The sequence below is a fragment of the Streptomyces cirratus genome (assembly GCF_014650775.1).
Classification (GTDB): domain Bacteria; phylum Actinomycetota; class Actinomycetes; order Streptomycetales; family Streptomycetaceae; genus Streptomyces; species Streptomyces cirratus.
Genome location: NZ_BMVP01000006.1, coordinates 235078 through 260764 on the forward strand (window position 1 = coordinate 235078; position 25687 = coordinate 260764).

At 74.1% G+C, this 25687-nt stretch carries 23 protein-coding genes; 15 read left to right on the forward strand and 8 right to left on the reverse strand.

Going from position 1 to position 25687, the window contains the following annotated elements; genetic code table 11:
- Positions 1-577: 577 nt before the first annotated feature.
- Both hmgA and IE207_RS18460 read left to right on the forward strand, forming a co-directional pair.
- Complete coding sequence (gene hmgA, locus IE207_RS18455) at positions 578-1909, forward strand: homogentisate 1,2-dioxygenase (RefSeq protein ID WP_190185325.1); 1332 nt, start codon at positions 578-580, stop codon at positions 1907-1909.
- 92 nt (positions 1910-2001) lie between these two features.
- Entirely contained in the window at positions 2002-2751 is a 750-nt protein-coding gene (locus IE207_RS18460) for a GntR family transcriptional regulator (protein ID WP_190185326.1), read from the forward strand.
- A 25-nt stretch (positions 2752-2776) separates the two neighbouring features.
- Here IE207_RS18460 and IE207_RS18465 read toward each other — a convergent pair whose 3' ends face one another.
- The gene (locus IE207_RS18465; protein WP_190185327.1) at positions 2777-2944 is read right to left on the reverse strand and encodes a hypothetical protein; all 168 of its coding nucleotides are present in this window, start codon (positions 2942-2944) and stop codon (positions 2777-2779) included.
- A 148-nt stretch (positions 2945-3092) separates the two neighbouring features.
- Between IE207_RS18465 and IE207_RS18470 the strand changes: the two genes are divergently transcribed.
- A complete protein-coding gene (locus IE207_RS18470; protein WP_190185421.1) occupies positions 3093-4220 on the forward strand; it encodes a type ISP restriction/modification enzyme in 1128 nt (375 codons plus the stop codon).
- Between the two features lie 30 nt (positions 4221-4250).
- Here the strand turns inward: IE207_RS18470 and IE207_RS18475 are convergent, their stop codons facing one another.
- On the reverse strand, positions 4251-4967 hold the full coding sequence (locus IE207_RS18475) for a TetR/AcrR family transcriptional regulator (RefSeq protein WP_190185328.1): 717 nt from the start codon (positions 4965-4967) through the stop codon (positions 4251-4253).
- Positions 4968-5045: 78 nt separating this feature from the next.
- On the opposite strand from IE207_RS18475, the gene IE207_RS18480 reads away from it, so the two are divergent.
- The 3 genes from IE207_RS18480 to IE207_RS18490 all read left to right on the forward strand — a co-directional run bounded on the left by IE207_RS18480 (position 5046) and on the right by IE207_RS18490 (position 8152).
- A complete protein-coding gene (locus tag IE207_RS18480) occupies positions 5046-6020 on the forward strand; it encodes an ATP-binding cassette domain-containing protein (protein ID WP_190185329.1) in 975 nt (324 codons plus the stop codon).
- Complete coding sequence (locus IE207_RS18485) at positions 6017-6805, forward strand: ABC transporter permease (protein WP_190185330.1); 789 nt, start codon at positions 6017-6019, stop codon at positions 6803-6805. The genes IE207_RS18480 and IE207_RS18485 overlap by 4 nt, the downstream gene beginning before the upstream one ends.
- 87 nt (positions 6806-6892) lie before the next feature.
- Positions 6893-8152 (forward strand): CaiB/BaiF CoA transferase family protein, encoded by a 1260-nt coding sequence (locus IE207_RS18490; RefSeq protein ID WP_229873803.1) that lies wholly within the window; start codon positions 6893-6895, stop codon positions 8150-8152.
- A gap of 184 nt (positions 8153-8336) precedes the next feature.
- Here the strand turns inward: IE207_RS18490 and IE207_RS18495 are convergent, their stop codons facing one another.
- Positions 8337-8606, reverse strand: coding sequence for a hypothetical protein (locus IE207_RS18495; protein ID WP_190185331.1), 270 nt, complete (start codon positions 8604-8606; stop codon positions 8337-8339).
- A 286-nt stretch (positions 8607-8892) separates the two neighbouring features.
- Between IE207_RS18495 and IE207_RS18500 the strand changes: the two genes are divergently transcribed.
- On the forward strand, positions 8893-10509 hold the full coding sequence (locus IE207_RS18500) for a serine/threonine-protein kinase (protein ID WP_190185332.1): 1617 nt from the start codon (positions 8893-8895) through the stop codon (positions 10507-10509).
- A 22-nt stretch (positions 10510-10531) separates the two neighbouring features.
- Here the strand turns inward: IE207_RS18500 and IE207_RS18505 are convergent, their stop codons facing one another.
- Complete coding sequence (locus IE207_RS18505) at positions 10532-11338, reverse strand: SGNH/GDSL hydrolase family protein (protein ID WP_190185423.1); 807 nt, start codon at positions 11336-11338, stop codon at positions 10532-10534.
- 205 nt (positions 11339-11543) lie between these two features.
- Here IE207_RS18505 and IE207_RS18510 point away from each other — a divergent pair, with 205 nt between their 5' ends.
- On the forward strand, positions 11544-12644 hold the full coding sequence (locus tag IE207_RS18510; RefSeq protein WP_229873804.1) for a DUF5925 domain-containing protein: 1101 nt from the start codon (positions 11544-11546) through the stop codon (positions 12642-12644).
- A 96-nt stretch (positions 12645-12740) separates the two neighbouring features.
- A complete protein-coding gene (locus tag IE207_RS18515) occupies positions 12741-13283 on the forward strand; it encodes a heme-binding beta-barrel domain-containing protein (RefSeq protein WP_190185334.1) in 543 nt (180 codons plus the stop codon).
- Between the two features lie 175 nt (positions 13284-13458).
- Here IE207_RS18515 and IE207_RS18520 read toward each other — a convergent pair whose 3' ends face one another.
- Positions 13459-13851 (reverse strand): GntR family transcriptional regulator, encoded by a 393-nt coding sequence (locus tag IE207_RS18520; protein ID WP_229873805.1) that lies wholly within the window; start codon positions 13849-13851, stop codon positions 13459-13461.
- Between the two features lie 70 nt (positions 13852-13921).
- Here IE207_RS18520 and IE207_RS18525 point away from each other — a divergent pair, with 70 nt between their 5' ends.
- The 5 genes from IE207_RS18525 (at position 13922) to IE207_RS18545 (ending at position 18789) form a co-directional block, all read left to right on the forward strand.
- Positions 13922-14890 (forward strand): GNAT family N-acetyltransferase, encoded by a 969-nt coding sequence (locus IE207_RS18525; protein ID WP_190185336.1) that lies wholly within the window; start codon positions 13922-13924, stop codon positions 14888-14890.
- Entirely contained in the window at positions 14887-15369 is a 483-nt protein-coding gene (locus IE207_RS18530; protein ID WP_190185337.1) for a ribonuclease FAU-1 family protein, read from the forward strand. The genes IE207_RS18525 and IE207_RS18530 overlap by 4 nt, the downstream gene beginning before the upstream one ends.
- 127 nt (positions 15370-15496) lie before the next feature.
- Positions 15497-15802, forward strand: a complete 306-nt coding sequence (locus IE207_RS18535; protein WP_190185338.1) for a hypothetical protein — start codon at positions 15497-15499, stop codon at positions 15800-15802.
- A 252-nt stretch (positions 15803-16054) separates the two neighbouring features.
- Positions 16055-17551, forward strand: coding sequence for a M4 family metallopeptidase (locus tag IE207_RS18540; protein ID WP_190185424.1), 1497 nt, complete (start codon positions 16055-16057; stop codon positions 17549-17551).
- 212 nt (positions 17552-17763) lie between these two features.
- Positions 17764-18789 carry a lytic polysaccharide monooxygenase gene (locus IE207_RS18545; RefSeq protein WP_190185339.1) on the forward strand — a complete coding sequence of 342 codons (1026 nt, stop codon included), beginning with the start codon at positions 17764-17766 and terminating at the stop codon, positions 18787-18789.
- A gap of 19 nt (positions 18790-18808) precedes the next feature.
- Here the strand turns inward: IE207_RS18545 and IE207_RS18550 are convergent, their stop codons facing one another.
- The 3 genes from IE207_RS18550 to IE207_RS18560 form a co-directional block, all read right to left on the reverse strand.
- Positions 18809-19669: an esterase/lipase family protein gene (locus IE207_RS18550; RefSeq protein ID WP_190185425.1), complete on the reverse strand. Its 861-nt coding sequence runs from the start codon at positions 19667-19669 to the stop codon at positions 18809-18811.
- Between the two features lie 287 nt (positions 19670-19956).
- Positions 19957-20940: a DNA polymerase Y family protein gene (locus IE207_RS18555; RefSeq protein WP_190185340.1), complete on the reverse strand. Its 984-nt coding sequence runs from the start codon at positions 20938-20940 to the stop codon at positions 19957-19959.
- Positions 20937-24395, reverse strand: coding sequence for a DNA polymerase III subunit alpha (locus IE207_RS18560; protein WP_190185341.1), 3459 nt, complete (start codon positions 24393-24395; stop codon positions 20937-20939). The genes IE207_RS18555 and IE207_RS18560 overlap by 4 nt, the downstream gene beginning before the upstream one ends.
- Positions 24396-24572: 177 nt before the next feature.
- Here IE207_RS18560 and IE207_RS18565 point away from each other — a divergent pair, with 177 nt between their 5' ends.
- Positions 24573-25670 (forward strand): YhgE/Pip domain-containing protein, encoded by a 1098-nt coding sequence (locus tag IE207_RS18565; RefSeq protein WP_190185342.1) that lies wholly within the window; start codon positions 24573-24575, stop codon positions 25668-25670.
- The last annotated feature ends 17 nt before the right edge of the window (positions 25671-25687 follow it).

Genomic DNA, 25687 nt, shown 5'->3' on the forward strand with positions numbered 1-25687 from the left:
CCAGCAGCCGCCGCCCGGGCCCTGACTCCGCCCGGGCCCGCGCCTCAATCGCCGGCGGGGCTGAATGGTCGGGGCCCAGCCCCGCCGGGCCCCGACCCCGGGGCTGCACCCGGGGCCGCGGGAGCGGCTCTCGCGCCGGGCGGCGACCCCGGGCACGGCACAGGCGCCCTACCCGGCCCGCTCCGGGCTCGCTGCGAAGGGGGCCAGGTCCGCATCCGTCGGAGCCCGACGCACGACGCCCAGCAGCCCCCTCCGTGCCCGGACTCCGCCCGGGCCCGCGCCTCAATCGCCGGCGGGGCTGGGTGGTCGGGGCCGGACCGCGCCCGGGGCCGCGCCGGAGCAGCCCGAGCACCCATCCCCCGGCCCGGTGGCCGGACCGCGCCCGGGCCGCGGGAGCGGCCCTCGCGCCGGGCGGCGACTCCGGGCACGGTGCAGGCGACCTGCCGGGCCCGCGGCGGGTCTGCTGTGCGGTCGGGCCGCGTACGGGTGCCGGGCGGGGGACGGGGGGCGTTGACTAAGGGGAGGAGGAATCCTACTGTCAGGCATAGGATTCCTACGGCAGACCCGGGAGCGTTGCATGAGTGACGGCGGTAGCAGCAGCGAGCAGGCCAGGAAGATCGCGGAGGGGCTGGCGTACCTCACCGGCTTCGGGAACGAGCACAGCTCCGAGGCCGTTCCCGGGGCGCTCCCCCATGGCCGGAACTCGCCCCAGCGCGCCCCCCTCGGCCTGTACGCCGAGCAGCTCAGCGGCAGCGCATTCACCGAGCCGCGAACCCACAACCGCCGCTCCTGGCTCTACCGGATCCGCCCCTCGGCCGCGCACCCGCCCTTCACCCGCACCGACAACGGCGCCCTGCGCACCGCGCCCTTCACCGAGACCGTCCCCGACCCCAACCGCCTGCGCTGGAACCCGCTCCCCGACCCCGCCCCCGACACCGATTTCCTGGCCGGCCTCTGGACCGTCGGCGGCAACGGCGACGCCACCCAGCGCACCGGCATGGCCATCCACCTCTACGCTGCCAACGCCCCCATGACGGACCGGGTGTTCAGCGACTCCGACGGCGAGCTGCTCATCGTCCCCGAGCGGGGCGGCCTGCTGCTGCGCACCGAACTCGGTCTGCTCAGCGCCCGCCCGGGCGAGATGGCGCTGATCCCGCGCGGCGTCCGCTTCCGCGTCGAGCTGCTGGACGAGGACGCCCGCGGCTACGTCTGCGAGAACTACGGGCAGCCCTTCGAACTCCCGAACCTCGGCCCGATCGGCGCCAACGGGCTGGCCGCCGCACGGGACTTCCGGGCCCCCGTGGCCGCGTACGAGGACATCGAGCGTCCGACCGAGGTGGTCAACAAGTTCTGCGGCAACCTCTGGTCCGCCACGTACGACCACTCACCCCTGGACGTGGTCGCCTGGCACGGCACGCACACCCCGTACGTGTACGACATGCGCCGCTTCAACGTCATCGGCTCCATCAGCTTCGACCACCCGGACCCGTCGATCTTCACCGTCCTGACCTCGCCCTCGGACACCCCGGGGCTCGCGGGGGTGGACTTCGTCGTCTTCGCGCCCCGCTGGCTCGTCGGGGAGGACACCTTCCGCCCGCCGTACTTCCACCGGAACGTGATGAGCGAGTACATGGGCCTGATCGAGGGCGCCTACGACGCCAAGGCCGAGGGCTTCGTGCCCGGCGGCGGCTCGCTGCACAACATGATGTCCGCGCACGGGCCGGACCGGGAGACCTTCGACCGTGCGAGCGCCGCGGAGCTCAAGCCACAGAAGATCGACGACGGCCTGGCCTTCATGTTCGAGACCCGCTGGCCGGTCACCGCCACCGCCCAGGCGGCCGGCGCCGAGCACCTCCAGCGCGGTTACGACGACGTGTGGCAGGGTCTGGAGCGCCACTTCCGGGCCTAGCCGTCCAGCCGTCCAGCCGTCCAGCCGGCAACCCACCCAGCGGCTCCGGTCTCGTCCGAGTCCCCGCATGTCCGCCCGTACGGAGAAACACCGTGACCGCCTTCGCCCCCGACTCTCTGGTGCTGAACCGGAAGCTTCCGCTCTGGTACCAGGTCTCCCAGTCGTTGCGCGCCTCGATACTGGGGCGCACACCGGACGCCTCGCTGCGGCTGCCCACCGAGGAGCAGCTGGCCGAGCACTACGGGGTGAGCGTGCTGACGATGCGCCAGGCGCTCAAGGAACTGGAGGGCGAGGGGCTGATCAGCCGGCACCGGCGGCGCGGCACGTTCATCGAACCGGGCGCCCGGCGCGGGGCCCCCGTGCGGCTGCTCGGTTCGGTGGACGCGATCGTGGCCCAGCAGTCGGGTGAACGCACGACGGTTCTCGGCCACTCCCGGGAGCTGGTGGCCGGGGACCTGCTGGAGCACTTCCCGGACACCGCGGAGGTGGTCACGTACCGCCGGCTGCGCCATGACAGCCAGAGCGGTGAACCGAGCAACTGGGCGGAGAACGCGGTCCTCCCGGAGCTGGCCTCCGCGATCGATCCGGCGGATCTGGAGCGCTGGCCGATGACGAAGGTGATCCGGGACATCGTGGGCGTGCGGATCAGCCGGATCACGGACACGGTCGAGGCCCGGCTCGCCGATCCGGAGACGGCCGAGCTGCTGCACGTCCCGCTGCTCAGCCCGATCCTGCACTACACGGGCGTGACGTACGACGAGGACGGCCGGGTGGTGGACGTCGCGCGGATCCGCTACCGCGGCGACCGGTTCTCCTTCACCGTGACGGTCGACGCCACTTAGCAGGACGCCACCCGGCAGAAAGAAGTCAGCTCTTCTTCTCCTCGCCCTCCGCGCCGCGCTCGCCCTCCGCCTGGGACGGCGTGCCGCGCATGGTCTGCGGGTGGCGCTGCGCCTTCTCCTTCTCGTCCATGTCTTCGTCGAGGCGCTCACCCTCGGCCTGCGACGGGGTCGAGTATTCGTCGTACTGACTCATGGCCGTCTCCTGCCGGATATGCGTACAGAGGCCTACACAAGGAGCCTAACGCTTCGACCGGGGCCGGGCCCGGCCACCGCTCCCCGTCGATACCATCGGCCGCGTGAGCACCGACGTACCGCCGCAGAACCCGCTGCTGGACGATCTGATGCCCTGGGCCGTGCGCCCCGCGCGCCTGGGGCGGGACTGGGTCGCCGCCCCCGATCCCGCCACCCTGCGGGCCCGCTGGACGGCGCTCGCCGCCGCCGAAGGCGCGGAGCAGGAGCGGCTGTTCCGCCCCGCGCGGGGCCGTACGCCCGCCACCGGGGCGGCCGCCCTGCCCGGGCAGCGCTCCGCCACCGCCCCCTTCGCGGCCGCGCCGGGCCCCTGCCCGCAGCCCGTACGGGTCCTGCGCGCCCCCTTCGACGAACAGTGGCTCCTGCCGGACCAGCGGCTCATCGACGCGGCCCGCCCCGAGCTGTGGCGCGTCCTCGACGGTCACCAACTGTTCCTCGTGGAGACCCCGGAGCAGCCGCTGGTCACCGCGTACCTGCCGGTCGGCCGCCTCGGCCGCGTGCGCCCCCTGTACCGGCGTCCCGGCGGCGCGGAGCCCAACCTCGCGCCGGGGCTGGCGGCCCTGCTGGGCGGGCGGTACGGCGTCCCGGTCACCCCGCAGGACGTCCTGTGCTGGGTCCTGGCGGCTGCCCGCCCCGGGGCCCGCGGGGCGTACGAGGTCCCGCTCACCGCCGACCCGGAGCGCTGGCGCACCGGGCTGGAGCTGGGCCACCGGCTGCTCGCGGTGCAGCTGCGCGGCGCGCGGGGCGGGGACGCGCCCCGGCTGCCGGGCGGGCGCCGGCCGTACGTCCGCGCCGCGGTCACGGCCTGGCCGGGCGCCCTCGCGTACGACCCGGAGAGCGAGACGCTGGCCCTCGGCGACGGCAGCATCTCCCCCGTCCCCGAAGCGGCGTGGCAGTACGAGGTGCAGGGCGCCCGGGTGCTGGAGGCTTGGTTCGCCGCCCGCGCCGCGCACCGGGCGGCGCAGGCGCAGGGGCTGGAGGCGCTGGGCCCGTCCGAGTGGCCGCAGGCCTGGACGTCGGAGCTGCTGTCCCTGGTGACGAGCCTGGCGCTGCTCGCCGACGTGGCCCCGCTGCGGGCGGCGTTCGAGCCGGGGCCGCCGCTGTCGGCCGCCGGTCTCGAAGCCGCAGGGGTGCTGCCCGCGCCGCGCTGGGCCCGGCGCCCGGCCTCGGTCCTGGACCACCAGGAGGAGGGCCCGGGCGGCCAGTTCGCCCTGCTGTAGCAGTCCCGCGAGCCTGCCGCCCCGGCCGTCCTACGTCGCCCACGCCCCCAGCAGCCGCGACACCGAGCGGTCGAACGCCTCGCCCAGGTCGGCGGGGATGCCCGTCCAGCCCTGGAGGGCGGCGGCCAGCCTCGGGTACTCGCCCGTCGCGATCCGCGAGCCGAGCCACGCCGTCCGCGCGCTCTGCTCCTCGGCCTCGCTCCAGGGCAGCGTGCGCGCCCGTTCGGCCAGGGCCAGTTCGCTCGCCACGTACGTGGCCACCGCCCCGTTGACCGCGGCGATCAGCTCCAGCTTCTCCCCGTCCGGCACCTCCAGCGGCTCCAGGCAGGCCAGGCTGTGCTCCAGGTACCGCAGGGCGTTGGGGCTGAACCCGTGGGCCGGACTCAGCAGCCGGGGCAGCCAGGGGTGACGGTGCATGAGCGCCCGCGTCTGGCGGGCCAGGGCCAGCAGGTCGGCGTGCCAGTCGCCGGTCGGCGGGGCGTAGGAGTACTCGCCGCTCACCGCGTCGACCATCAGCTCGTACAGGTCCTCCTTGCGCGGCACGTAGTTGTACAGGGACATCGTCCCGGCGCCGATCCCGGCCGCCACCCGGCGCATGGAGACGGCGTCGATCCCCTCCGCGTCGGCGATCCGCACCGCTTCGGCCGCGATCGAGTCACGGCTGTGCGCGGGGCGGGGGCCCCGGCCCGCGCGCTGCGGGCGGGCCCAGATCACTTCGGGTCCGGCAGTGCGGCCGCCGGGCGTCATCGGCTCACCACCTCGTCGCTTCTTCCATCGCCCCATCGTAGTTACGTACACCGTACGCAATGCGATAGGGTACCGACCATGACAACTACGTACGCCGTACTTAGTGAGGGTCTGGAGAAGAACTACGGAGAGGTCCACGCCCTGCGCGGACTGGACCTGGCGGTGCCGTACGGCACGGTCTGCGGTCTCCTCGGCCCCAACGGCGCGGGCAAGACCACCGCCGTCCGCACCTTCACCACCCTCACCGCGCCCACCGGCGGCCGCGCCCTGGTCGCCGGCCATGACGTCACTCGCGATCCGGCGGCCGTCCGCCGCGCCATCGGGGTCACCGGCCAGTACGCCTCGGTGGACGGGGACCTGACGGGCCGCGAGAACCTGCGGCTCTTCGCCCGCCTGGCGGGCCTGCGCGGTGCGGCCGCCCGGACCCGCGCCGACGAGCTGCTGGACCGCTTCGGCCTGGGCGGGGCGGCCGACCGGGTCGCGTCCACCTGGTCGGGCGGCATGAAACGACGCCTGGACCTGGCCGCCGGGCTGATCAACCGCCCCCGGGTGCTGTTCCTCGACGAGCCGACGACGGGCCTGGATCCGGGGGCCCGCGAACACATCTGGGCGGCCGTACGGGAACTCGCCGACGAGGGCGCGGGCGTGCTGCTCACGACCCAGTACCTGGAGGAGGCCGACCGGCTCGCCGACGACATCGTGGTGGTCGACGGCGGCCGGGTCGTGGCCGGCGGCACCCCCGCCGAACTCAAGGCCCGCATAGGCGCCCGCGCCGAGGTCACCGTCGCCGACCGCTCGGCCCTCGCGGGAGCGGCGGTCGTACTGGACCAGCTCACCGGCGGCACGCCCGTCCTGGACGAGGAGCACCTCACGGCCGGCGCAACGGTCCTGGACGGCGCCCTGACGCTGCCCCGGATCATCCGCGCCCTCGACGCCGCCGGGATCCCGGTCACCGACGCCGCACTGCGGCCCCCCACCCTCGACGAGGTGTTCCTGCGCCTCACCCGGGTCCGCAGTGCCACCAGCGGCCACGCGAAGGAGAACGCGGCATGAGCACCCTCCTGTCCGACGGCGGCGCCGTCGTCACCCGGCAGTTGCAGAAGGCCCGCCACGCGCCGGCACTGCTGATCCTCACCCAGACGATGCCGATCACGATGCTGCTCTTCTTCGGCTACGTCTTCGGCAGCGCGCTCGCCATGCCGGGCTCCGAGTACCGGGAGTTCCTGGTGCCGGGGCTGCTCGCCGCCACCGCCGCGAACGGCCTGATGACCGGCATGTTCACGGCCGCGCAGGACGCCCACCGCGGGGTGATGGACCGCTTCCGTACGCTGCCGATGAGCCGGGCCGCCGTACCGCTCGGGCAGACCGCCGCCGACCTCCTGACGACGGCGCTGTCCATGGTGCCGCTGATGCTGGTGGGACTGGCGATGGGCTGGCGGATCGAGCACGGCCTGCCGGGCGCGCTCGGCGCCCTCGGGGTGCTGCTGCTGTTCCGCTTCGCCACGGCCTGGGCGGGCACGTACCTGGGGCTCCTGAGCAAGAGCGAGGAGGCGGCGGGCCAGTTGGGCAGCGCCACTTTCGTGCTGCCGATGCTCTCCAGCGCGTATCTGCCGACCGCCGGACTGCCGGGGTGGCTGCGGGCGGTGGCCGAGTGGAACCCCATCAGCGCGGTCGCGAGCGCGGTGCGCGTGCTGTGCGGGAACGCCGGCGGCGAGGCTGCGGCGGGCGCCGCCTGGCCGGCGGCCCATCCGGTGGCGGGGGCGGTGCTCTGGTCCCTGGTCCTGCTGGCACTGTCCGCCCCGGCGGCCGCGCGCCGTTTCACCCGCGGCCCGGGCTGAAACCGGCGCGCACCGCGAGCGATGCCGCGCAGTTCTCGGCACGGTGCGGGGTGACAGCCCCGGGTCCGAGCAGGTAGGCAGGCTGTCATGGCTCCTGACACGCACCCCGCTCCGCACTGCGCACCGCTTCCGGCGCCGCATCCCGCGCCGCCCGCCGCCGATCCGCTGCCCCTCGAAGGCATCACCGTCGTCGCCGTCGAACAGGCCGTCTCGGCCCCCTTCGCCACCCGCCAGCTCGCCGATCTGGGAGCGCGGGTGGTCAAGGTCGAGCGGCCCGACGGCGGCGACTTCGCCCGCGCCTACGACACCACCGCCCGGGGCCTCGCCTCGCACTTCGTCTGGGCCAACCGCGGCAAGGAGTCGATCGCGCTGGACCTCAAGGATCCGCGCGGCAGGGAGGTCCTGCACGGCCTCCTGGAGGGCGCCGACGTCTTCGTCCAGAACCTCGCCCAGGGAGCCGCCGCCCGGCTCGGCCTCGACGCGGCGGCGCTGTGCGCCCGTTACCCGCGGCTGGTCGCCGTGGACATCTCCGGGTACGGCCCCGAGGGCCCGTACGCCCACAAGCGCGCCTACGACATGCTCGTGCAGTGCGAGGCGGGGCTGGTGTCGGTGACCGGCACCCCGGAGCAGCCCGTCAAGGCGGGGATTCCGGCGGCTGACATCGCGGCCGCCATGTACGCCTTCTCGGGGGTGCTCGCCGCCCTCCTGCGCCGCGGGACCACCGGGCGCGGGGGCAGGGTGGAGGTGTCGATGCTGGACGCCCTCGCCGAGTGGATGGGCCACCCCCTGCACCACACGATGCACGGCGGCCGGCAGCCCGTACGGACCGGCCTCGCCCACGCCGTCATCGCACCCTACGATGCCTACCCGACGGCCGACGGGGACCGCGTACTGCTGTCCGTGCAGAACGACCGCGAGTGGCGCCGCCTCGCGGAACAGGTTCTGGAGCGGCCCGAGTTGGCGGACGACCCGGCGTACGCGACGAACGCCGCGCGCACCCGCGGCCGGGAGGCGACCGACGCGGTGGTGGCCAAGGCCCTGGCGGCGCTGGACGCGGACGACGCGATCGCCCGCCTGGAAGCGGCGGGTATCGCCTGTGCGCGGCTGAACCCGGTGGCCCGGCTGGCCGCGCACCCACAGCTGGCGGCCCGCGACCGCTGGCGGGAGGTGGGGTCACCGGTGGGCCCGCTGCGGGCCCTGCTGCCGCCGATCGGGCTTCCGGACGGGCCGCCGCCGCGGATGGGGGCGGTGCCCGCGCTCGGCGAGCACACCGAGGCGCTGCTGCGCGGCCTGGGGATGACGGACGAGCGGATCACGGCGCTGCGCCGGGACGGTGTGATCGCCTGAGGGTGCCGGCGGGGCCCGGCCGCCCGGCGCGAGCACGCCGGGTGGCCGGGACACCTGGGACCGCCGGGAGGGGCCGGAGCACGCCTGGGCAGGCCGCCCCAGGTCGAGACGCTGCCGGAGTACGCCGTGGATCAAGACGGGGCCGGGGGTGCGGCCGGGCCGACCGGCCGCCTCGCAGGGGCAGTTACGAGCGGCGGCTGCCGAAGAGCGTGCGCCGCAGCCGGCGCAGCGGCGCGAACAGCGCGACGCGCGCGCTCCGGCTCCGCTGGACGTGCGTGTGGTCGCGGGAGGTGAGTTCGCGCATCAGCAGCGTCGCCTCCGCGCTCTCGTGGTGCGGGACGGCGGGACCGCCCAGCACGGCGAGGTGGCGGTCGAGGCGCGAGCTGGTCGCACTGCTGCCACAGGTGATGGCAGGCACGCGAGGCGGCCTGCTGCGCATTGCTATCTGTTCCATGTCTCTCCCCACCCGTACGAGGGCACCCGGCCCGGGCAGGCTAACCCTATCGCCCCGGCGTCGCCCTCGGGTATCCCGGTGGTGCGAATTACCCCTATACCTACGGGGAGTTGACGATTACTCAGCGCAGTCGGCGATCACTCTCCGCACAGGCGCGATGCCCTCCGGACCGCACCGGGGGCTCCATTGCGGCGGTCCCGTCACGACGGGTGTCACAGCACCCCCGCTGCGCTAACTTGGAGTGATCATCCGGTGACGGACACGGGGGGCTCGTGTGAGCGGGAACATGGATGAGGACGGGCGTGTCATCGCCGGCCGCTACCGGCTGCTCGGTCCGCTGGGCCGCGGCGGCATGGGCATCGTGTGGCGGGCCCGGGACGAGGTGCTCGGCCGCGAGGTCGCGGTGAAGGAGGTCCGGGCGCCCGCCGGGCCGGACCCGGCCGAGGCGGAGCGGATGTACCGGCGGCTGGAGCGGGAGGCCTGGGCGGCGGCGCGGATCTCGCACCGCGGGGTGGTGACCGTCTACGACGTGGCCACCGAGGACGGCCGCCCCTGGATCGTGATGGAGCTGGTGCGCGGGCTCTCGCTGGCGGACGTCCTGGAGGCCGAGGGACCCATGACTGCGCAGCGCGCCGCGCACATCGGCGAACAGGTACTGGCCGCACTGCGCTCCGCGCACGAGTCGGGGGTGGTGCACCGGGACGTCAAGCCCGCCAACGTGCTGATCGCCAACGACGGCCGGGTCCTCCTCGGGGACTTCGGCATCGCGAGCCTGGAGGGCTCCTCCTCGATCACGATGACGGGAGAGGTGGTCGGGTCCCCCGAATTCCTCGCGCCGGCGCGGGCGCTGGGCCGGTCGCCGGGACCGGCGTCGGACCTGTGGTCGCTCGGGGTGCTGCTGTACGCGGCCGTCGAGGGGGCTTCGCCGTTCCGCCGGGACACCGCGATGGCCACGCTGCGCGCGGTGGTGGAGGGTGAGCCGCCGACCCCTCACCGGGCCGGGCCGCTGGCGCCCGTACTGGAGGGGCTGCTGCGCAAGGACCCGGACCGGCGGCTGCCCGCGGCGGAGGCGGCCCGGATGCTGCGCGTCATCGGCACGGGAGGGACCGTACCCCCGGACGGCGCGGTAGGGACCGTACGCTCCCCGGACGGCCCGGTGCCGGGGCCGGACGCGCCGACGGCGGCACTGCCGGAGCGGAGCCCCTACGGCCCGGCGCCCACCACGCCCCTCGCCACCCGCGATGCCGCTCCGCGGTCCGGGCGCAGGCGGGCCGGGCTGGTGCTGACCGCGGGGATCGTGGTGCTGCTCCTGGCGGTGGTGACGCTCGGCTGGCTGCTGCTCGACACCCGCGGGAAGCCGGACGGCGGCTCCGGCGGCAGCGGGAGCGGGAGCGGCCCGACGGTGCCTGCGCCCGCGCCCACGAGCCGGCCGCCGGCCCCGTCCGGCTCCCCCTCGGCGAGCGGCAGCCCGACGGCCGGGCAGCAGGTGACCCTGTACGTCCACACCCTGTACGGCGCCTACCGCGGCACCTGCCCTCCTCCCCCGGCCGGTGCGCCCGCCTTCACCGGCACGATCGCGGTGGACGCCGTCCCCGCCGTGGTGGAGTACCGCTGGGTGACGCGCGGCGCGACGGGCTCCGACGCGGGCTGGCAGGGCGTCACGTACGAGGCGGGCGGCGCGAAGACCCGGCAGTTCGACCATACGGAATCCGGGGCCGGCGGGAGCTTCGCGGACGCGGTCCGGCTGGAGGTGCGCCTGCCCGCCCGGGCGGTGTCGGCGTGGCTGGACTTCTCCGTCACGTGCGAGGAGGAGACCCCGACGGCCGGGGCCTCCTCCTCCTCTGCTCCCCCGGCTCCGTCCGGCTCCCCGGGCCCGACGCCGGGCCCGGGGGAAACGCCGTGAGGGCCGGGCGGCCCGGAGGGACCTATGCCTTGCCGGTGAACACGGGCAGGTAGCCGCTCGACTGTCCGGTGGCGGTCGGGTGGTAGGACTCGCCGATGTTGGCCCAGTTGAGGCTGTGCAGCCACGCGCTGCCGGAGCAGATCTCGTGGCCGGTGAAGGCGCTGGTGACCGAGGCGAAGGTGAAGCCGTGGTTGGCGGCGCGCTTGGCGATGGCGGCGTTGAGGTAGTCGGCGGCGCCGTTGATGGCGCTGCGTTCACCCTCGGACAGTCCCGCGACGCAGGAACCGTTCAGCTGGTAGAAGCGGGGATAGCCGAGCACCACCACGTGGGCGGCCGGGGCGCGGGCGGAGATGGCGTTGTAGACCTGGTCGAGCTGACCGGGGAGGGTGGAGTCCACGTACGCCTTGGCCTGGTTGACGCGGGACACGCAGGTGGACTCCGACTGGAGCACACAGGTCGTCATGACGTCCGAGAAGCCGGCGTCGTTGCCGCCGATGGTGATGCTGACGAGGTCGGTGCCGGAGTTCAGCGGGCCGAGCTGACCGGAGAGGACGTCACCCGTCCGGGCACCCGAGCAGGCGGTGAACGAGAAGGTCTGAGGGGAGTGGGCGGCGGCCCACAGGGCCGGATAGGCCCGGGAGGTGCGCTTGCAGTCCCCGCTCCCGCTGTCGTAGTTGCCGGAGCCCACGCCGGAGGAGTACGAGTCTCCGAGGGCTACGTAGCCGAAGTCGGCCTGGGCGGAGGCGGCCGCCTGGCCTGCGCCGAACAGGGCGGCGCCCGCGGCGAGTAAGAGGGCGGAGGTGAGGGTGGCGAAGCGCGACAGTCTCATGCTCATGTGTGCGGCTCCTAGTGGGGGTTACTCCTGAGTCGTTGGTACAGGGCGCACGGCCTGGCTGGAAGTGTTCATGCCAAGAATGTTCGGAGCGGAGTCCGCTCCGAATCTTCACCGGCGAGGGGTTTGAAGAGGGCACTCTGACACTCGATCCGGCGAAACACGGGTGCAGGAGGGCAGTTCGTGCCGGATCATGGGCGCCATGTCAGCCAACCCGCACGACGCGCTGCCGATCCGGCTCACCCTCGACGACAGCGACTCGCCGTCGGATGTCGTCGACGCCCTGTTCCTCGGCCGGTTCGCGTCCGGCGAGCAGCCGTACTCGCACAGCGTCTCCATCGAACGGGTCAAGGCGGAGGCCACTTTGCTGCCGCCCGGAGCGACGGTGCTGCGCTCGGCGCGCGACACCGACCGCAGCGCCACGCTCGCGGAGGGCGAGGGCTGGACGATGCTCGTGTCGCGCTGGAGCCGGGGCGCGGACGTGACGGTGACGGCCGTCAGCGACGAACTCGCCACGGGTGTGCTCGGTGAGGCCACGGAAGGGGCGCGGGACGAGCCCGAACCGCAGCCGGAGAACGTCACGATGGGGTTCTGGTACGTCTCCCCGCGCCGCGGCCCCTACCGCACGACCCGGCAGATCGCGGCGGGCACCTGGGCGGAGGTGCGGCCCAACTACACCGCGCCGGTGGCCGAGGCGATGGACCGGCTGATGAAGGTGACCCCGGACGACATCGCGGGCCGGCTGCTCCTGCTGCACGGGCCGCCCGGGACCGGCAAGACCTCCGCGCTGCGGACGCTGGCCCGGTCGTGGCGGGACTGGTGCCAGGTGGACTGCGTCCTGGACCCGGAGCGGCTGTTCAACGACGTGGGCTACCTGATGGACATCGCGATCGGGGAGGACGAGGGCACGGCCAAGGGGCGCTGGCGGCTGCTGCTGCTGGAGGACTGCGACGAGCTGATCCGCGGCGAGGCCCGCCACCAGGCCGGGCAGGCGCTGTCGCGGCTGCTGAACCTGACGGACGGACTGCTGGGCCAGGGCCGCAACGTGCTGGTCGGGGTGACGACCAACGAGGACCTGGAGCGCCTGCACCCGGCGGTGGTCCGGCCGGGCCGCTGTCTGGCCCGGATCGAGGTCGGCCGGCTGACGCACCGTGAGGCGGTGGACTGGCTCGGCACCGACGAGGGCGTCTCCCGCGAGGGCGCGACCCTGGCGGAGCTCTTCGCGCTGCGCCGCGGTAGCGGTCCGACGGCGGCAGTCCTGCCGCCGCAGGGGCACGGCGCGGAGCCGGGGCTCTACCTGTAGGTCCCGTCCCCGCGGCCCCGGTGCGACGACAATGGCCGCGAAGGCCACGCCCCGTCGTGCCCGGCGTCCCCCGGGCACACCGAAACAGGAGTCCACGTGCCCGAACCGGCGCAGGAGAACCCCTACCCCGACACCCTCGTCCTCGGCGAGGGCCCCGAGCCGCACCCGCAGCTGCGGCCCGTGCTACAGCTCATCGGGCGCTGGCACGGCCGGGGCAGCGGCGAGTACCCGACCCTGGAGCACGGGTTCCGCTACGAGCAGGAGATCACGTTCAGCCATGACGGGAGGCCGTTCCTGCGCTACGAGTCCCGCGCCTGGCTGATCGACGGATCGGGCGCGGCCCTGCGGCCGTCGGGGCGGGAGGTCGGCTGGTGGCGGGTGATGCCGGACGCCTCGCTGGAGGTGGTGCTGGCCCACCCGACGGGGATCGTCGAGACGTACGACGGCCAGGTGTCGGGGGCCGGTATCGAGATGGCCACCCGGAGCGTGTCGGTGACGCCCCGGGCCAAGGAGGTGACCGCGATGCGCCGCCGGTACACCCTGGAGGGCGGGGAGCTGACCGTGGTTCAGGAGATGGAGGCCGTGGGCCAGCCGATGCAGCACCACCTGATGGCCCGGCTCACCCCCCGCAACCCCTGACAGCCCCGCCCGCGGCGGAACGCAGGCCGCAGGCCCGCACCGCCTGCGGCTCAGGCCCCGCACGGCCCGGGCCTCAGGTGCCGTACGGCCCGGGCCTCAGGTCCCGCCCGGCCCAGTACCGCCTGCGGCTCAAGCCGCCGCACCGCCCGGGCTCAGGCCGCCGCACAGCCCGGGCTCAGGTGCCGTAGCGCGCCCGGAGGGCCTCTCCCGCCGCGGCCGTGGCTTCCGCCCGGGTCAGGCCCAGCCGGTGGGCGCGCTCGGCGAACGCCTGCGCCGCGGCGGCCGCCTCCCGCGCGGCGGAGTCCCCGGCGGCGGCGACGAACGTCCCGGCCCGCCCCCGCGTCTCGATCACGCCGTCGCCCTCCAGGGCCCGGTACGCCTTGGCGACCGTGTTCGCAGCGAGCCCCAGTTCCTCCGCCAGCCCCCGCACGGTCGGCAGTTTGAACCCCACCGGCAGCCGCCCGGTCCGGGCCGCGTCCGCGATCTGCGCGCGCAGCTGCTCGTAGGGGGCGGCGGAGCCGGCCGACCCGTCGATCTTGATCTTTAGGTTGGGCGAAGTCGAGGTCACGGCGCCGATTGTCCCCCACCGCCCGGTAATTCGCAGGCGCCGACGGCGGCCCGCCCTTAGCGTCGCCCCCATGACCGTTTCGATCCGAGACCTGCGTCCCGGCGACCCCGGGGACGTGGAGGCCGTCGTACACCTGCGCCGGACCGTCCTCCCGTTCATGATCACCACCTCGGCCGGCGTGGCCTACGAGGTCACCTCCGCCCACCCCGCCAAGCGGTACCGGATCCTCCTCGCCGAGCACGCGGACGGCCTGCCCGTCGCCACCGCACAGGTCGGCATCGCGCACGAGAGTCCCGAACCCGGCCTCGGCTTCGTCAACCTCCAGGTGCATCCAGCCCACCGCGGTCTCGGCGTCGGAAGCGCCCTGCTGCGTGCGGCCGAGGAGCATCTGGTCGCCGCCGGGGCCGTGGACTCGTACGCCTGGGTCCTGGACGGGCCTCGCGATCACGCCTTCGCCGCGCGGCACGGCTACCGGCCCGGCCGCTCCGCCCACTTCCTGCGCCTGGAGCTGTCCGAGCGGACCCTGCCGCCGTACCCGGCCGTCCTGCCGCCCGGCGTCGAGCTGCGCGCCGCCTCCGCGTTCGCGGACGATCCGCGCCCGCTGTACGAAGCCGACGCCGAGGTTTCGCTGGACGAGCCGGGTGACGTGCCGGTGGAACTGGACGACTACGAAAACTGGCTCGCCGAGGTGTGGCACGAACCCTCCCTCGACCACGACCTGACGACGGTCGTCCTCGTCGACGGCGTCGTTGCCGCCTTCTCGGCCGCCCGGACCGACGGGGCGGGCCGCTACGGCTCGGCGATGACCGGCACGCGCCGCGCCCACCGGGGCCGCGGGCTGGCCAAGCTCGCCAAGACCGCCTCTCTGCACCGTGCCCTCGCGACGGGCTGCACCGAGGCGCTGACCGGCAACGACGCGGGCAACGCGGCGATGCTCGCCGTCAACAAGCGGTTCGGGTACGAGATCCGCGCCACCGAGACCCGCTTCGCGAAGCGGCTCGCCCCCTTCGATGTCAACCCCAAGGAAGTGACCGCATGACCGGCATGCTCACCGTCGCCCTCGTCAAGGCGGGGCGCACCAAGATCCGCTATCCGGCCGAGCTGCTCGCCGACACGGGCGACCGGCTCTCCGTGCGCGCTCCCTGGGCGGCGGAGGGCGTACGGGACTTCGGCTTCGTGCGCTTCGAGCCGGGCGACGTGTTCACCGAGCACTTCTGGCGCAGCCGCTGGTACGCGGTCAAGGAGGTGCGGACGGGCGACGGCCGGCTCAAGGGCTGGTACTGCGACGTGACCCGGCCGGCCGTGGTCCGCGACGGCGAGGTCGTGGTCGAGGACCTTGACCTCGACCTGTGGGTCTCCGGGGACGGGGCGAGCGTTCTGCGGCTGGACGAGGACGAGTTCGCGGCGAGCGGCCTCGCCGAGCGGGACCCGGAGGCCGCCACCCAGGCCGTACGGGCCCTCGACGCTCTCGAAGCCCAGGCCAGGACCCCTGCCGGACTGTCCGCGCTGCTCGCGTAGGCCCCACCGCCCCGTCACGCCCGTCCCGCCTCCGGTACGGGGGAGTCGGCATGGGCGGGGATCACGACGCCGTCCATCGCCGCACTCCGCCCGGCCGCCCGGACACCGGCCCCTCGGCGAAGAGTCGGTGCGCGCGGACGACGTATACGGGTGGCCGCGCAAGACGGACCTGGCGTGCGTCGGCGACCGGGACGCGGCCGGCCACAGCGCGGCCCGCACTGTCTGCGGCGGATCGACGGTGTACGCCGACCGGGTCGGTGAGGTGCACGTCGACGGGGAGATCCGGTCGCGCGGGCCCTTCGGCATCCGGGGTGCGCTGGGTGCCCGCACGGTCGACCGGATCATCGTCAAAGCGCAGTTCGGCTTCCGCGTCGACACCGACTGCGCTCGCGCACTGCTGCTGCCGCCCCGGGCCGTCGTCCCGGGGCGGTAGCGGAGCAACTCCCTCCGAAAACGGACGCATTCACCGCCGAGCGGACACCGCTTTGCGTTCTGCGGACAACAGCAAGGTCAAATTCTTGTTGCGCACCTGCCAATCAGGGGTGACTTCCTGGCACTGTCTCCACCACTGCCCCCCACTGGCAACAAGGAGCAACGAGTGACTCACCCCACGCCGTCCTCAACCGCCGCCTCCCCGCGCCGTGTTCACGCCCTCCGCGCCGCCGCCCTCGTCGCCTCGGCCGCGATGGTCGCCCTCGCCGTGCAGAGCGGTCCCGCCAACGCCGCCGCCGAGCGCGAGGCCGGCGCCACGGCCGTCTCGCTGACCGGGACGGCGCGCGCATCCGCGATCGCCCAGGCCCAGTCCGACGCCCCGTCCACCGCCAAGGCCATCGGCCTCGGCGACCAGGAAGGGCTCGTGGCCCGCGACGTCGTCAAGGACGCGGACGGCACCGTCCACACCCGCTACGAGCGCACCTACGCCGGTCTGCCGGTACTCGGCGGCGACCTGGTCGTGCACGCCAAGAACGGCGCGCGCTCCACCACCAAGGCCTACGGGGCCCGGATATCCGTGGACACCAAGACTGCTTCCCTCGCGTCCCCCAAGGGCGCCCGCAAGGTCGTCTGGGCCGTCGGCGGAGCACCGGTCCTGGCCTGGGAGAGCGTCTCCGAGGGCGTCGGGGACGACGGCACGCCGAGCAAACTGCACACCATCACCGACGCCCGCAGCGGCAAGGTGCTCTACTCGTACGACGCCATCGAGACGGGCATCGGCGCGAGCGAGTACAGCGGCTCGGTCACCCTCGCCACCAAGGCCAGCGGCTCGCAGTTCGAGCTGAACGACGCCACCCGCGGCGGCCACAAGACCTACGACCTGGCCGGCGGCACCAACGGGACCGGTTCCCTGTTCACCGACGCCGACGACACCTGGGGCAACGGCACCCCCGCCAACCGGCAGACCGCCGCCGTCGACGCCCACTACGGCGCCGCCGTGACGTGGGACTTCTACAAGAACGAACTGGGCCGGCTGGGCATCCGAGGTGACGGCGTCGCCGCCTACTCCCGGGTCCACTACGGAAACGCCTACGTCAACGCGTTCTGGGACGACAGCTGCTTCTGCATGACCTACGGCGACGGCTCGAACAACACCAAGCCGCTCACCTCGCTCGACGTGGCCGGCCACGAGATGTCGCACGGCCTGACCGCCTCGACGGCGGGGCTGCGCTACACCCGGGAGTCCGGCGGCCTCAACGAGGCCACCTCCGACATCTTCGGCACCTCGGTGGAGTTCTACGCCAACAACCCCTCCGACCCCGGTGACTACCTGATCGGCGAGAAGATCGACATCCACGGGAACGGCACGCCGCTGCGGTACATGGACAAGCCGAGCCGCGACGGCGCCTCCGCCGACTACTGGGACAAGAACGTCGGCCGCCTCGACGTCCACAACTCCTCCGGTGTCGCCAACCACTTCTTCTACCTGCTGTCCGAGGGAAGCGGTGCCAAGACGGTCAACGGCGTCAGCTATGACTCGCCGACCGCCAACGGCTCCGCCGTGGCCGGCATCGGCCGCACCAAGGCGTACAAGATCTGGTACAAGGCGCTGTCGGTGTACATGACCTCCTCGACGGACTACGCGGGGGCGCGCACGGCGACCCTCAAGGCCGCCGCGGACCTGTACGGAACGGGTGGCACCGAGTACCAGGCGGTCGCGGCGGCCTGGACCGCGGTCAACGTGAAGTGAGCCCCCTTCCTCAGGGGACGCTTACCTGCGCCTTAAGGGGGGCCTAAGGATCGCCTCGATGGCCCCGATCCGCGGGAAACCGCAGGTCGGGGCCGTTAGGTTGGCGGGGCCAGGGAGGGCCGGAGCGGCGTCGGAGACACCTCGTGTCCGGGGACGCGCCGCCCGGCCCCCCTGGCGTACCCCATGACGCCACCGCCCGGAGGAGATCCACCATGCGTACCGTCACCCGCACCGTCGGCCGCATCGCCGTCGCCGGTCTGGCCCCGCTCGCGGTGGCCGCGTACGCCGCCGGCCCCGCAGTCGCGCACGGTTCGATGACGGACCCGGTCAGCCGGGTGGCCGCCTGCTACGCGGAGGGCCCGGAGTCCCCGCGTTCGGCGGCCTGCAAGGCGGCGGTCGCGGCGGGCGGAACGCAGGCCCTCTACGACTGGAACGCGGTGAACATCGCCAACGCGGCGGGCAACCACCGGGCGTTGATTCCGAACGGGCAGCTGTGTTCCGCGGGGAACGACAAGTACCGGGGCCTGGACCTGGCCCGCGCGGACTGGCCGGCCGGCGCCATGACGTCCGGCGCGCACACCTTCCGCTACAAGGGAACCGCCCCGCACAAGGGCACGTTCGAGCTGTACGTGACGAAGGACGGCTACGACCCGTCGAAGCCGCTCAAGTGGGCCGACCTGGAGGCCGAGCCGTTCGTGAAGGTCACCGACCCGGGGATGCGGGGCGGTGACTACGTCTTCTCCGGCACGGTCCCGAAGAAGAGCGGGCGGCACCTGATCTACGGCATCTGGCAGCGCTCGGACAGCCCGGAGGCCTTCTACAGCTGCTCGGACGTGGTCTTCGGCAAGGACACAGGCAGCGGGACGGGAACCGGGGCCGGGAGCGGCAAGCCGAGTTCCAAGCCGAGCAGCGCCGGCAGCGCGGTCCCCGGTGCCAAGCCGTCGGACGGGCCCGTCGCCAAGCCGCCGACGGACGAGCAGATCTCCGAGGGCGCGGCCAAGTCGACCGTGGAGCACGGCGGGCACGGCGACAACGACCCGAACACGAACGGCACGACCGGCGAGCCCCCGCTCGCCTCGCCGTCCACGGCGGCGGCCAGGGCCGGGGACCTCGCGCAGACGGGCGGCGACGGCTCCGCCCCGGTGATCGCGATCGCCGGGGCGGGCACTTTGGCCGTCGGCTCGGCCGTGCTCTTCGCCGTGGCCCGCCGCCGCGCGACGGGCCGGCACGGCCGCTAGCGAAGCCGGCCGGGGTCCGTCACTGGAAGACCGAGGCGCAGGTGGTGCGTTCGGCGTGGGCCGGGTCGAGGGCGTTGGCCGCCTCGTGCCAGGCGATGCGGTCGGTCAGGCCGATGGCGACGTGCTCGGAGAAGTCGAGGGCGCACAGGTCCTGGATCACGACGTTGCGCACGTTCGGCCCGCTGAGGAAGCCGCTGGTGTACGGGGTCACCACCTCGTCGTACTTGGTGGTGATCACCGTGTAGGCGACTCCGGGGACGGTGTCCCCGCCCGCGTTGAGCTGGGTGACGAAGGGGGATCCGACGATCTGGTCGGCCAGGCCCGGGGTCGCCGAGCTGATCAGGTCCTCGGCTCCGGGGAAGTAGGGGAGCAGCTGGGTCAGGCCGGACAGGGTGGTGCCGTGGTTGTCGGGGGCGAGTCCGACGAGGGCGTTCACCTTGGCGGCGCCGCCGGGGGACTTGAGGTACTGGCGGGGCATCATGCCGCCCTGGGAGTGGCCGACGATGTCGGTCTTGGCGGCGCCGGTGGAGGCCAGCACCCGGTCGACGAACGTGCCGAGCTGCACGGCGGACCTGTCGATGGGCCCGAGGCCGTTGAAGAAGGACTGGCCGGGGATCTGACCGTAGTCGAGGGAGTAGACGCAGTAGCCGCGGTGGACGAGGTACGGCGCGAATCCGAGCCAGTTGTCGACGGAGTTGCCGAGGGTGCCGTGTACGAGTACGACGGGGCGCGGGTGCGCGGCGGAGGGCTTGCAGGTCCAGTCGTTCCAGCCGCTGCTGGGGGCGGAGGCGGCTTGCGCGGTGCCGGTGGGGGCGACGAGCGCGGCGGCTGCGAGGGTCAGGACGGCCAGCGGGCGGAGCAGGCGGCGCCAGGGCAGCATCGAGTGGTCTCCTTGCGTCATGGGGATGGTGCGGGGGGTTTGTCCCGTGATCCGGATCACAAGGGGGGCTGCTGCCGATAAATTACGGGCGAGTAGCAAGACTTGGAAGTTACGCGTCGGTAAAAACTCGTGCGTCGAGCTGCCCTCCGGTCCTGCGCGAGGCCGGCGGACGCGCGAACGTGAAGCCGGCCGGCGTACGAACGTGAAGCCGGCCCGCGTACGGACGTGAAGCCGACGAACATACGACCGCGAGCCGGCGGACGTACGGAAGGGACCGGCCTACGGCCCTACGAGGCCTTGCCGAAGGTGGCCGCCGGCCGGACCGTGCCCGGGCCGAAGCGGGCGTTGGCGCGGTCGATCGCCGCCTCGACCGTCAGACGGGACTCGCGGACGGGGTCCAGGGTGAGCTGGCGGGCCACGCCCTCGGCGCCGGTGAGGTCCTCGGCCCGGAGCACCATGCCGGTCAGCCGGGCCCGTTGCAGGCCGGCCGCGTCCATCAGGCGGTACGCCATGGCCCGCAGGTCTTCGTCGTGGGCGGAGGGTTCCGTCAGCCGCCGGGTCTTCTCCCAGCGGGTCCCGCCGGCGAACTGGAGGGTCAGGGTCAGCGCCCGCGCGGCCTGGTGGCGCCCGCGCAGGGTGGCGCCGAGCCGGACGACCAGGGCGAGCAGCGCGGCCCGGGCGTGCGGGCCGTCCAGCTCCTCCCGGGGGAACCGGGCGCGGACGGCGGCCGAGGAGGGCAGGTCCCTCGGGGTGACCGGCCGCGGGTCCCTCCCGTGGGCGCGCTCCACGACCAGCCGGCCCGCCCGCTTGCCGAGGATCCGCTCGACGACCCCGGGTGACACCTCGGTGAGTGCCCCGATCGTATGCAGTCCGTATCCGCGCAGCGCCTCGGCCTGGCGGGAGCCGAGCCCGTACAGCGCCTCCACCGGCAGCGGCCCGAGGAAGCCGGGCACCGCCTCCTCGGGGACGGCCAGGATCCCGCCGGGTCCGGGCACCCGCGCGGAGGCCGTCGCGGCCACGGCCCAGGTGGCGGCGACCCCGATCCGGACGTCGGTGCCCAGCCGGGCCACCGCGCGCAGCCGGACCACCTCGGCGATGCGGGCGGCGTCCGTGCCGAAGTAGCGTTGCGCGCCGCCTGCCTGGACCAGCGCGGCGCGCGGCGGCAGGGCCTGTACCACCGGGGAGAACTCCCGCAGCAGTTCCAGGACCTCCCGGTAGCCCTCGCCGGTCAGCGCCGGGGCGCACCGCACGTGCAGGATCGCGCTGTTCATCCCGCGCTCCCGGGGCTGGAGTGCCACAGCTTGCGTCCGGTCGCCGGGCCCGTCCCGGGCGGCTGGAGGTCGGCCCACGGGTTCATCTCGTAGCCGGTCGGCAGGTGGATCCGGCGGCCGGGGGCGGGGGGCTCGGCGCCTTCGCGCACCGGTTCGGACAGCCGGGCGGTGACCGCCTCCAGGCCGCTCTGCGCGCGCAGTTCGACCAGTTCGGCGAGGTTCCAGGCGGCTGCTCCGACGATGCTGAGGCTCTGCGGTCCGCGCCGTTGCACCACTCCGCGCACCAGCAGCAGGAAGGAGTGGAAGACGGTGTGGGCGCAGGCCTCGTGGCTGTCGTCGAAGAAGGCCAGGTCGACCAGGCCGGTCCCGTCGTCGAGAGTGGTGAAGATGACCCGCCTGCCGGAGCGGATGGGCGGGGTCTGGGTGGCGGCCTTGGCGCCGGCGACCAGCACGGTCCGGCCGTGTCCGGTGTCGCGCAGCCGCCGGGCCGGGACCACGCCGAGTTCGGCGAGGAAGGCGTGGTGGTCCGCCATCAGGTGCCGTGAGGCGTCCATGCCGAGGACGCCCAGTTCGGCGCTGAGCCGCTCGGCCTCGCTGAGGTCGGGCAGCCCGACGGCGGCGGTGGACCGGCCGCCGCCGAGGGGGAGCTGGGCGCTTCCCCGGGCGTCGGCGGCGCGCTGGGCGCCGTGCAGTTCCCCCAGGTGCAGCAGCAGGTCGCGGCGGTTGGCGCCGAACGCGTCCAACGCCCCTACCTGGGCCAGCCGTTCGGCCACGGGCCGGCCCGGGTGGGCCCGGTCCCAGAAGTCGCGCAGGGAGGCGTAGGGCTGGCCCTCCTCGATCCTGGCGGCCTCGGCCTCGCTGATGCCGTGGACGTCGGCCAGCGCGAGCCGGAGCCCCCACAGCGGCGGCATCTCGGACACCAGTTCGATGCGGTGGTGGACCGAGGACCGGTTCACGTCCAGCGGCAGCACGGGTATGCCCCGGCGCCGCGCGTCCGCCAGCAGCAGCCGCTTCGGGTACATGCCGGGGTCGTGGGTGAGCAGCCCGGCGTAGAAGGCGGCCGGGTGGTGGGCCTTGAGCCAGGCGGACTGGTAGGTGGGGACGGCGAAGGCCACCGCGTGCGCCTTGCAGAACCCGTACGAGCCGAAGGCCTCCACGATCTCCCAGGTCCGGGCGATCACTTCGGGGGAGTAGCCGCGCGTCCGCGCCGTCGCCGCGAACCAGACCTTGATCCGGCCCTGCGAGTCGGGGTCGGACAGCCCGCGCCGCACCCGGTCCGCCTCGTCGCGGCCGCAGCCGGTCATGACGTGCACGATCTCGATGATCTGCTCGTGGAAGACCACCACCCCGTACGTCTCCCGCAGCGCGTCCGCCAGGTCCGGGTGCGGGAAGCGGGCCGGGGCGCGCCCGTGCCGGGCCTCGATGAACGGGCGCACCATGTCGGCGGCCACCGGGCCGGGCCGGAACAGCGAGATGTCCACGACCAGGTCGTGGAAGGTGGCGGGCTGGAGCCGCCCCACCAGGTCGCGCTGGCCCGGGGACTCGATCTGGAAGCAGCCCAGCGTCTCGGCCGAGCGGATCAGCTCGTACGTGGCCTCGTCGCCCGGCGGCACCTGCGCCGGGTCGTCCAGGTCGAGCTCCTCCCCCGTGGCACGCCGCAGCTCCGCGACGGCGTGCGCCATCGCGGACTGCATCCGTACGCCCAGCACGTCGAGTTTGAGCAGCCCGAGTTCCTCCACGTCGTCCTTGTCGAACTGGGACATGGGGAAGCCCTCGCCGCTGCTCGGCACGACCGGGGTGCGGGCGAGCAGCGAGGCGTCGGAGAGCAGCACCCCGCACGGGTGCATGGCGATGCCCCGCGGCAGTCCGTCCAGCGCCTCGACCAGCTCCCACAGCCGCCCGTGCGACTCCCCCCGCACGCCCTGGAGTTCGGGCAGTTCGGCGAGGGCCGCGCGGGCGTCGCGGGCCCGGATGTGCGGGAAGGCCTTGGCGAGCCGGTCAACGGTGGCCGGGTCCATGGACAGGGCGGCGCCCACGTCTCGGATGGCGTGCCTGACCCGGTAGGTCTCGGGCATGGAGACGGTGGCGACGCGTTCGGCGCCGAACCGGTCGATGATCCGCCGGTAGACCTCCAGCCGCCGGGCGGACTCCACATCGATGTCGATGTCGGGCAGGACCCGGCGGCGTTTGGACAGGAAGCGCTCCATCAGCAGGCCGTTGGCGACGGGGTCGGCGTGCGCGATGCCGAGGAGGTGGTTGACGAGGGAACCCGCGCCGGAGCCGCGGGCCGCCACCCGGATACCCATCTCCCTTACGTCGTCCACTACTTGGGCGACCGTCAGGAAGTACGAGGCGAAGCCGTGGTAGGCGATGACGTCGAGTTCCTCGTGCATCCGCTCCCAGTACCGGCGCTCGCCGGCGTAACCGCGCAGCACCATACCCGCGGCCGCCCGGGAGGCGAGGACCCGCTGGGCGGTGCGGTGGGCGGCCCCGACGAGCCGGGCTTCGGGGAAGTGCACGGACCCGATCCCGAGGTCGTCCTCGGGGTCCACGACACAGGCCTCGGCGGTCCGACGGGTCTGCGCGAGCAGTCGGCGCGCGTCGGCGGGGCGCAGTCCGGCCGCCCGGGCGATCAGGTCGGCGGCCTCGGCCATGGCGGCGGGGTCCTTGATCCAGCGTTCGCCGCTGTCGAGGGGTTTGCGGGGGTCGACGGGGACCAGGCGGCGGGCCGCGTCGAGGACGTCGGCGACGGGCCCCTGGCCGGGGTCGGCGTACCGGACGGCGTTGGTGAGCACGGCCGGGACGCCCTGCTCGGCGGCGAAACCGACCGTACGGGCGGCCAGGCGCAGCGAGCCGGGACCGGTGCCGGTGCGGCCGTGGTGGACGGCCTCCAGGCGCAGGTCGTCGCCGTAGACCTCCCGCCAGGGTGCGAGCAGGCGCGCGGCCCGGTCCGGCCGGCCCGCGGCGAGGGCCCGGCCCACTTCGGAGCCGGGGCCGAGCAGGACGTACACGCCGCTCGCGCCGCGCAGCTCCTCCCAGGGCAGGAGCGGGACGTCGGGGGCGCCGGCGTGGGCGGCGGTGACCATGCGGCACAGCTCGGCCCAGCCGGTGGCGCCGTCGCGGGCGAGGAAGACGGCCCGGGCCGCGGACTCGTCGACGAAGGCGCCGCCCCTGACGGGGTTGCGCCGCCGGGAGGATGCGCTCTCCCCGAAATCGGCGCGGTCGGTGGCCGCGGGGCTGCCGGCCACCCCGAGGTCGACCCCGAACAGGGGCCGGATCCCCGCTTCCGCCGCCGCCCGGGCGAAGCGCACCGTACCCGCGAGGGTGTCGCGGTCGGTGAGGGCGAGGGCGTCCATGCCCCGCTCGGCGGCGCGTTCCGCCAGCCGTTCCGGGTGGGAGCCTCCGTAGCGCATGGAGAACCCCGAAACGGTGTGCAGATGCGTAAAACCGGGCACCCGCGGCCTCCTGCTTTCCCTCGACTGAACACCTCCCCCGTCTCCACCATAGAGCAATTCGAATATCCGTGCGAAACACTTGTTCGATCATCCATTCCGTGGTCCGCCCGCCGGTTCCGGCCCCCGTTCGGCCCACCCCTGCTGCGCCCGGCCCCCGCTCCGCCGAGCGTGTGAGACATGACGCAGCCCACCACCGCCGCACCCGCGGGTCCCTCCGGCGGTTTCCTCGCCGAGATCAAGGACGCCGTCAGCACCCGGGCCTTCCTGCTGGTGCTGGGGGTGCTGGCGCTCCAGCTCGCCTTCATCACCTCCTACATCGGGGCCTTCCACCACCCCGAACCGAGCCGGATCCCCCTCGCGGTGGCCGCCCCGGCCGAAGAGGTCGCCACCCGCGTCGCCCGAAGCCTCGGCGCCCTGCCCGGCGACCCGCTCGACACCCGCACCGTCCCGGACGAGGCGGCGGCCCGCGCACGGATCGAGGACCGGAGCGTGGACGGGGCACTGGTCGTCGACCCGGCCGGCAAGACCGACCGGCTGCTGGTCGCGAGCGGCGCCGGGGCCTCGCTCTCCCAGGCGCTCGAAGGGATCGTCGGCCGGGCCGGGGCGGCTCAGGGGCGCGGCGTGCGGGTCGTCGACGTGGCCCCGGCCGCAGCCGGGGACGCCCGCGGCCTGAGCTCCTTCTACCTGGTCGTGGGCTGGTGCGTCGGCGGCTACCTGTGTGCCGCGATCCTCGCGATCAGCGCCGGCGCGCGGCCCGCGAACTCCGCCCGCGCCGTCATCCGGCTCGGCTCGCTGCTGCTGTACGCGATCGCCGCCGGATTGCTGGGCACGGTCGTCGCCGGGCCGGTCCTGGGCGCGCTGCCCGGCAACGTCATGGCCCTGTGGGGGCTGGGCACGCTGGTCGTCTTCGCCGTCGGCGCGATCACACTGGCGTTCCAGGGCGTGGCCGGGGTGGTGGGCATCGGGCTGGCGATCCTGCTGGTGGTGGTCTTCGGCAACCCGAGCGCGGGCGGCGCCTACCCCTACCCGCTCCTCCCGCCGTTCTGGAGGGCCATCGGGCCGGCCCTGCCACCGGGTGCCGGTACGTACGCCGCCCGCTCGATCACCTACTTCCGGGGCAACGACGCGGGCCCGGCGATGCTGGTGCTGTCGGCCTGGGCGGTCCTCGGCTCGGCCGTCACCATGGTCTGCGCGGTCTTCCACCAGGGCAGGGGCGGTCCGGCGGTGGGCAGCGGCGCGACGGGCCCCGCCGCCGCCCGGGCGCCGGGGCCGTGACCGGGTCGCCGCCGGCC